Origin of the sequence: Acetobacterium sp., from assembly GCF_036508315.1 — a bacterium.
In the GTDB taxonomy this organism is placed as follows: Bacteria; Bacillota; Clostridia; order Eubacteriales; family Eubacteriaceae; genus Acetobacterium.
Genome location: NZ_DATCHP010000064.1, coordinates 20,472 through 28,451, shown reverse-complemented (window position 1 = coordinate 28,451; position 7,980 = coordinate 20,472). Strand labels below are relative to the sequence as shown.

6 protein-coding genes are annotated in these 7,980 nt (G+C 39.0%); 3 read left to right on the top strand and 3 right to left on the bottom strand.

All coding sequences use genetic code 11. The features are described 5' to 3' along the window. Positions 1 to 671: CHAP domain-containing protein (locus VIK44_RS08405; RefSeq protein WP_331553420.1), on the bottom strand; the 671-nt coding region annotated here is incomplete at its 3' end. Positions 672 to 1,116: 445 nt separating this feature from the next. Here VIK44_RS08405 and VIK44_RS08400 point away from each other — a divergent pair. After that, positions 1,117 to 2,718: a diguanylate cyclase domain-containing protein gene (locus VIK44_RS08400; protein ID WP_331553419.1), complete on the top strand. Its 1,602-nt coding sequence runs from the start codon at positions 1,117 to 1,119 to the stop codon at positions 2,716 to 2,718. Between the two features lie 470 nt (positions 2,719 to 3,188). After that, positions 3,189 to 3,752, top strand: a complete 564-nt coding sequence (locus VIK44_RS08395) for a DUF6512 family protein (protein WP_331553418.1) — start codon at positions 3,189 to 3,191, stop codon at positions 3,750 to 3,752. A 221-nt stretch (positions 3,753 to 3,973) separates the two neighbouring features. On the opposite strand, the gene VIK44_RS08390 is transcribed toward VIK44_RS08395, so the two are convergent. Beyond that, on the bottom strand, positions 3,974 to 4,750 hold the full coding sequence (locus tag VIK44_RS08390) for a GDSL-type esterase/lipase family protein (protein ID WP_331553417.1): 777 nt from the start codon (positions 4,748 to 4,750) through the stop codon (positions 3,974 to 3,976). 12 nt (positions 4,751 to 4,762) lie between these two features. Further along, the gene (locus tag VIK44_RS08385; RefSeq protein ID WP_331553416.1) at positions 4,763 to 5,188 is read right to left on the bottom strand and encodes a hypothetical protein; all 426 of its coding nucleotides are present in this window, start codon (positions 5,186 to 5,188) and stop codon (positions 4,763 to 4,765) included. Positions 5,189 to 5,531: 343 nt separating this feature from the next. On the opposite strand from VIK44_RS08385, the gene VIK44_RS08380 reads away from it, so the two are divergent. Continuing rightward, complete coding sequence (locus VIK44_RS08380; RefSeq protein ID WP_331553415.1) at positions 5,532 to 7,898, top strand: EAL domain-containing protein; 2,367 nt, start codon at positions 5,532 to 5,534, stop codon at positions 7,896 to 7,898. Positions 7,899 to 7,980 lie beyond the last annotated feature (82 nt).

Sequence of the window (7,980 nt, the reverse complement as noted above, 5' to 3'; positions counted from 1 at the left end):
GCGGTGACCTTAATTCCTTTGCCTTCATAGTCGGTAACCTGCACGTCAGATATTACTGGGGGTGTTGTATCAGATGCGGTATTAACGTAATCGCCGATGTAGATATAACCCTGGAAACCGCCCACAGAGGTTGCATCCTCAGCACCAATGGTATAGGTATAATTTTGGAAGAAGATGCCGCTATAGGTCGATTCGGAAAGGGTGACGGTATTGCCGTTAATCGCTTCAACAATTGCCACATGACCGTCTGAACTGCCACCCCAACAGATAACTGCGCCCAGTTTTGGCGTGGATCCTGAGGGATAATGGCCGGTGCTTTGATTATAGGCCCACCAGGAATTAGCATTACCCATGCATAAATTTGGTGTGGTTCCCAAAATTTCATAAGCTCGGCCAAAGGCATAAGCAGTGCAGTTTGGTAAGCCATATCCACCCTGTGAATAGGGGTTTTTAGCAAAGAAATAGGGATTATCCGAACCTGGCGCAGCGGTTCGTGCCGAAAATAAATTTGGCATGGGAACTGCTGACTTGGCTTGTGCCGTCTCAACCGCTTGGGCGATTTGTTTTAAATCAACATCTGCTTCTGCTGCCATAGCAGCGCCCGGTATCGTACTCAGGCATAAAAAAAAGGCAAGACTCACACATGCGTTTTTAATTAAGTTTTTCTTCATTTGACCTCCGTTGTCAATACGTGATGGTGTCACGGTGTTGACTGTGACTTAAATGCATCATAGATTGTTACAATTTGTTTACAAATTGGCAATGCATATAATATAACATGTTCGGTGAATTTGCAAGTTTGGTATTAAATCACTTAAGAAATATATAAAAGAAGTTAAGTTTGAGTGTCATTGAAGAGTGAAGAAACCGCATAAGTAAAAGGAAAAGAACAATTAGAACAATGGCTGACTGTAAAATTAAGGTGGAATTGATCAGTCATAATCATTAACTGGTTATGATTGCGTTTTCTTGTTTTAATCAAAACAATGCATTTACAAAGCAATGTTTTTTAAAAAAGCATTTAATTTCCAAATATTTCTTTAAATAAGTTATAATGAATAACAACACTTACTTAAATCATAAAAGGAAGTTAAATCATAAAAGGAAGTTTTTGAATTGAATATTCTTTCGCTGTTCTCATTCACGGTCTTTATCTTGTTTTGTTTGCTTGGCATTTATTTGTTGAACTTGGATAAAAATAAAAATCTCAATCGGTTTGCTTTTCTTGAATGTCTGGCTCTTGGCATCTGGGCATTTGCCTGTGCTTTTTTTTATGTGGCCCCAACTCTGGAGGATGCCATTTTTTGGCACAGGATCGCTACAATCGGAGTATGTCTTTTCCCGGTCTTTGCCGTGCACTTTTTTTTAATTCTGACCAATCGTAATAAACTGTTTAAATCAAACTTTTATTACCTTGGGTTTTATGCTTTGCCAATCCTATTGCTGATTAAAAACATTTTTGGTGAAACCACATCCTTTGCCATCGGTTTTGTCCAAAGCACCTCCGGTCTGGGATGGACCATTGTCAATGAACCATCAAACATGTGGACCTGGGTCTATTTACTTTACCTCGGCAGCTATTTTGGAGCGGGTTTCTATCTGTTAAATCAGTGGCGAAAAGAATCAAATTACGCAACAGAAAAAAAACAGGCACTCATTATCATTATAATCGATACGGTTATACTCGCAGTCGGATCAGTTACTGATTTCGTCCTACCCTTATTCAGTCATTTTTTGCCGCCGATGACCAATATTTTTACGATTCTCTTTGCAGCTGGCTTTTTTATCCTTGCCAGCAAATATCAAATACTTTCTTTTTCCAGCATCGCTTCATCTGATAGTATATTGGATACAATTATGGATCCCGTTCTTCTCCTCGATGAGCATGATAAAATTATCAGGTGCAATAAAGCCACCTATGAAATGCTTGGCTATGAAAAAAATGAATTGATCAACAAGGAAATTAAGAGCTTGTTTACTGCACACAAAGATACTGAAGCCAGCCTTAAAAAACGTCTTTTGGAAAATAAAAACATCAAAAATCATGAACTTGATTTAATCAATTCAAAGGGCAAAACCATCAATGCCATCCTTTCAGCATCGGTTGCTGAGGATAGTATAAAAGGCTTCATGGGTATTGTGGTAACTTTTCATGATATAACCCTGCAGAAGAAAACAGAAAAAGCCCTGTTGAAGAGCAGGGAACAATACAAAAAAACAGCTGATGAACTCTATGTTTTAGCCAATCATGATATGCTGACCCATTTGCCCAATCGGAGACTGTTTTTTAAGATACTTGAGGAATACAGCCAGAGATATCATGCTGAAAGCGAAGATTTCTCGATCATCTTCATGGACCTCAATGGATTTAAAGAGATCAACGATACACATGGTCACGATGCAGGGGATCTGCTTCTCTTAGAGGCTGCAAAAAGACTGAAATCATCCATTAAGGATAATGAACTTTTGGCAAGAATCGGAGGCGATGAATTTACAATAATCCTACCTCATGAAAAAAATAAAGATGCTATCAAAGACAGAATTACGAAAATCAAAGAACTCTTTTTTGATCCCTTTCGTATTCGAGAATTTAATTGCCATGTATCAATTTCCGCCGGGTATTCCATATTCAGTTCTTCAGATGGAAACATAGACATTCTTTTGCGAAATGCGGATCTGATGATGTATCAGGATAAACGAAATAATAACCAATTTTAAGGCATAAAAAAAAGCACTTCAGGCTGAAAGTGTTTTTTTTTATTACGCTGCTGCGTGTGTGAATCGATCACAGAAATTTCACTGGCCAGTTTTTTGGAGAAGCTGGTCTTATTGTGGTAGAAGTGCCAGTAACCATCGCCAATATGACAGTCAAAACATTCGAATATCATATGTGGCCTGTATTGATATCCCGTGGGTGGAACAATAGGATGAGAAAAGAACTTTTTCAGTTTAATTGAATATATAACTATAATTCCCATTAAACGTGGTATACATTAAGTTATATTTAAAGAAGAGGTGAATGCAATGAATCGACTAACAAAATCCTGAATCACCGGGATCACTAACGATGGTGTTTGATAACGTCATTCTAACACGAAGGTTTATTTTTGGGCTGCTTTTTTATCCAACTTTTCTGTTGTACTTCATTTTACAATCTATCAATTAAAAATATGATAAGGAGACAAGCTATGAAAAATACATGTACTTTTACCACTATTAAAATATTTATATATACGATAATATTTGGAATTGTTGCAAGCTTTTCGCATTTTGCATATAACCTTAGTGGCGAAAACTTAATTGTAGGACTGTTTAACCCGGTAAACGAAAGTGTATGGGAACATCTGAAATTCATGTTTTTCCCATTTCTATTATGGTGGATAGCCATTTATCTTATAAAAAATAAAAAATGTGAAATACCATTAAATACTTGGAGTGTATCCGCTGCAGTTTCTTTAGTCCTGGCACCTTTATCGGTTGTAGTATTATTTTACAGTTATACAGGCGCTTTAGGAATTGAATCTGTGTTTATTGATATTCTTTTGGTATTTATATGTTATTTTATTGCACTGTGTGTTGCATCTCATTTTCTTAAATATTCAGAGCCTAATAAGTGGGTAGTAAATATATCGGTTATTGTAATTACAGTTATATTTTTTGCGTTTATTGTATTTACATTTAACCCACCCCAATTGCCAATCTTCTATGATACCGTCACTAACACATATGGGATTAAAATTTTTAGCCAATAAACATCTTGGTCTTGCTCTATTTTTTTATTTCAGCAGTCTAAAGGAGACCTGTGTCTGACATTAAATTATAAACTTAGACGGTACCAGGAAATGCGGCCGAGCCAGATCGTATCATATAGTGGGCGCGAAGCTCTGAAGCCCTCAATTTATCGATTCGCAAAATTAGTTTTTGTGAATGGTTAGATCAAGGGCTTTTATCATAAAAATTAACAATGATTCATTTAATCGATGCCGTTTAAAACGCGATCAAGCTCTTCTGCAATCACCTGGTAGCCGATGCTGCTGGGGTGAAACTGATCGGCCGCCAGATAGGTGTCCAGATGATACTTAACTTGGTCATCGATGGGGATATAGGCTGTTTTTAAATCGGCATCGGCTATCAGCTGCGTTTTATAATTCCATTCAAAAAGTTTTTGCGATTTTTGAGGATCTTGTTCGGGATAAGGATTATATAAACCGATCAGGGCGATTTGTGCCTCGGGATTAAGATTTCGAATGCGGTTAAGTGTCGCTTCAAGATTTTCTTGATAGGTGTTAAAGGTTTCCTGAAAGGCCGCATCCAAAGATAGGGCATCCTCATATTGGAGAGAATTCAAATCATTTGCGCCAATGGAGATAATAATTAAGTCGGCGGCAGAAATAAAGGGTGCATTTTCGGGGTCTTCGACAAGAGCTGCCAGTTCAGAGCTGATTGCCCCAGAGACCGACAGATTTGAGACCGCGATGGTTTTTTCCGGATCGATTAGCACCGCATAGCGTTTGCCGATGCCCATATCCGGTTCATCACCCACACCGAATCCGATGGAATCCCCAAGAACCAATATATTTTTATCGGCGCTGGCAGGTTCATTTTGAATGTTCTCAGTGGGTTTGGGAATTTCGGACTGATTTTTTTCGCCGCCATTCGTGATGATGATCGATGTGATCAATCCCGTCACAAAAAAAATCGTTAGGGCGATGGATAATAGTAGAATGAGGGGCCATATTTTTTTTATCATTGTTGTCTCCTTTTAAACCAGAACATCTTTTCGATTAAAAATCTGAAACCCGATAATGAGAGCTAGTAAACCCCATATGAAAAGGGTGATGATTGAAAAATTCAAACTCATCCCCTCGATCGGCTGATAGGAGCCGGTTAAATAACGGGTGAGATCCAGATTGGTGACAAAGAAGAACTTGACGATGGGCCAATCCGATAGAAAAAACTGTAGAAATTGTCCACCAATGAGTGCAGCCATTAATACCCCAATGGCAGTGGCCGTATTATCAACGATAATGGAAACAAATAAGGTCAGAGATGCAATCACAATCGAAACGTACCAGTTCAGCGAATAAATTAATAAGGTGTACTCAAAGCGCGTGACCAGAATCACGGAATCTGAGTTTAATTGCCCATCCACTAAGCGAAAGCCGAAAAGCCATGTAAATTTATACAATAAACTACATAATAGATATGCAAATTGAAATATAAAGATATTTTTTGGTCATTGTCACACTGTAAGCTATTAAAAAAGAGAAAATGGGTATAAAAATAGTAAAAACATCGGCAAGTGAAAGTTGGGACGAATGAGTAGTCATAAATTTCACTCCTGTTTTTTGTAAAATGTTTGTTTAGTCACTTATATTATACCATTTACAGAAGAAAAAATTATATATATATTAGCGTAAAAACCCAGTAATAGCAAAGGGTTGAGGTATTTCAAAAATACCTGATAAAAATTACAGAAAGGAGCGTATGAGTACACAAGCTTTTGCTATGTGTAACTCAGACAAGGTATTATGAACATATTTTCCCTTATATTGGCGATGCTTTCTGTTGTTTATTTATTTCTGGGATTGAGTGTTATTCGATTGGATCAAAAATCGACTTTAAACAGACTTTTTTTTGCCCTCAATTTGAGCCTCGTCATCTGGTCATTTACTGCCGCTTTATATCTTTCTGCAGATGATGAGGCAACTTGCATTTTCTGGTTTAAACTAAGTTCAATTGGTGCTTTGCTGTTTGTGGGTATTGTACTTCATTTCTTTTTAAAATATACTCATAAAGAAAAACTCTTAAAACAATGGTGGGTGTATATTGTCCTGTATCTTCCAAGCATTATTTTTTCGTATATGCAAATGACATCGGATTTTTTCGTCAAGGCTTATTTCCACGGAAGCAATGGCTGGATAATATCCGCGCGGACGGATTCACTGTGGTTCTGGGCGTCCATTGCTTATACCATCGTTTATGTTGGTGTTTGCGTATTAATCAGTTATAGGTATCAAAAAACAGCGATATCTCAAAGAGAACGAAAACAGGCGCGGATACTTATTGTTTCATCTGCCGCATCGCTGTTAACCGGTATGATCATCGATGTATTTACCTTTATCCTGAGATCTGATATCCCGGATATATCCACAATAGCAGGAGCAGTCTGGTCTGTTGGCATCTATTATGCCATTGTCAAGTACAAGCTGATGGCCATGACGCCTGCTCTTATCGCCGAGAATTTGTTTCAGACAATCATCGATTCGGTAATTCTTACAGATCCTAAAGGGATTATATTAAGTGTTAATCCGGAAACACAAAAGCTGCTGGGATACAACCAAAAGGAATTGGTTGGCGAACCGCTGGAGAGGATCTTTTTCTCGGATAGCCAATCAAACAATGCAAATATTTCCGAATTACTGAACACATGTCCGGTACGGGGTGTGGAAGCGTCCATCATATCAAAAAACGGTGTGAAAATTCCAATCATTCTATCCATTTCTGAATGCGAAGATAATTATGATACTCGGATAGGATTTGTCCTCGCATCCAAAGATGTGACCGAATATAAAAACGCTGAAAAAAAGATTCAGTATCTCGCCACCCACGATAGCCTGACGGGACTGCCAAATCGCTTGTTGTTTACCCAACTTCTTCACCATGCGATCCAGTCTGCGAAACGTCACAAACAGCAACTGGCAGTTTTTTTCATTGATCTCGACCGTTTCAAGATCATCAATGACACTAAGGGTCACGCTGCCGGAGATCAACTGTTGCAGGAGATTGCCACACGCTATAAGCACTCACTGCGCGCATCAGATGTTGTCAGCCGTCAGGGTGGCGATGAATTCGTTATTCTGATTGAAGACGTTCATAAGTTGGGTGACCTGGAACTTGTCGCTGCAAACATTCTTGCAAGCACTTTGAAACCAGTCGTTCTGCTGGATGATGAATGCCGTGTAACTGCCAGCATCGGTATAAGTCTATACCCTAAGGATGGCGATGACGAACAATCACTGATGAAAAATGCTGATATTGCTATGTATTATGCCAAAGAAGAAGGCAAAAACAACTTTCAGTTTTACTCCAAAGATATTCAATCACAATCAACGGGACGTTTGGCGATTGAGACAAATCTGCGTTATGCACTTGAGCGAAATGAGCTTTATTTACATTATCAGGCAAAAACCGACGTTAAAACAGGCATCATAACCGGTGTGGAAGCGCTCCTCCGCTGGCAAAGTCCGATCCTTGGAGCCGTAACTCCCACACAATTAATTCCTGTGGCTGAAGCAACAGGCATGATAATACCGATTGGTAAGTGGGTGCTGAAGACAGCATGCGCTCAAAACGTTGCCTGGCAAAAGGAGGGGCTTCCTGCAGTCTGTATGGCGGTAAATTTGTCATTACGGCAAATTGCAGATGACAATCTGATCGATGATATAAAAGCCGCTCTCAATGATTCCGGGTTGGCAGCAAATCTATTGGAATTGGAAATTACTGAAAGTACGATCATGAGTAATCCCACACGAATGCTTGCTGTGTTAGTCAAAATTAAAAGCTTGGGGGTGCGGCTGTCCATTGATGATTTCGGTACCGGCTATTCATCTCTTTCCAAGCTCAAGCATTTCCCCATCGATACACTCAAGATTGACCGATCATTTGTCCGCAACATCCCGGAAAACGCTGAAGACAAGGCGATTACCCATGCTATCATTGCCATGGGTAGAAATTTAGGTTTAACCGTTATTGCCGAAGGTGTAGAAACGGTGGAGCAATTGAACTTTTTAAAAGAACAGTCCTGTGATGAGATGCAAGGTTACTTTTTTAGCAAACCCATTGAACCGGAACGGTTTGCTGATTTGTTGCGGGACATGTCAACACTTCGGCAATGATCGGAGGAACAGTTTTGTTGTGCAGATTGTATTCGTTAGAACACGAAAGAACTGCCTTTTAAGTCTTGGTGCGTTATTCAGA

Coding starts and splice junctions, on each gene's coding strand:
- VIK44_RS08395 (WP_331553418.1), top strand. CDS start 3,189: ATGAAAAATACATGTACTTTTACCACTATTAAAATATTTATATATACG.
- VIK44_RS08390 (WP_331553417.1), bottom strand. CDS start 4,750: ATGATAAAAAAAATATGGCCCCTCATTCTACTATTATCCATCGCCCTA.
- VIK44_RS08380 (WP_331553415.1), top strand. CDS start 5,532: ATGAACATATTTTCCCTTATATTGGCGATGCTTTCTGTTGTTTATTTA.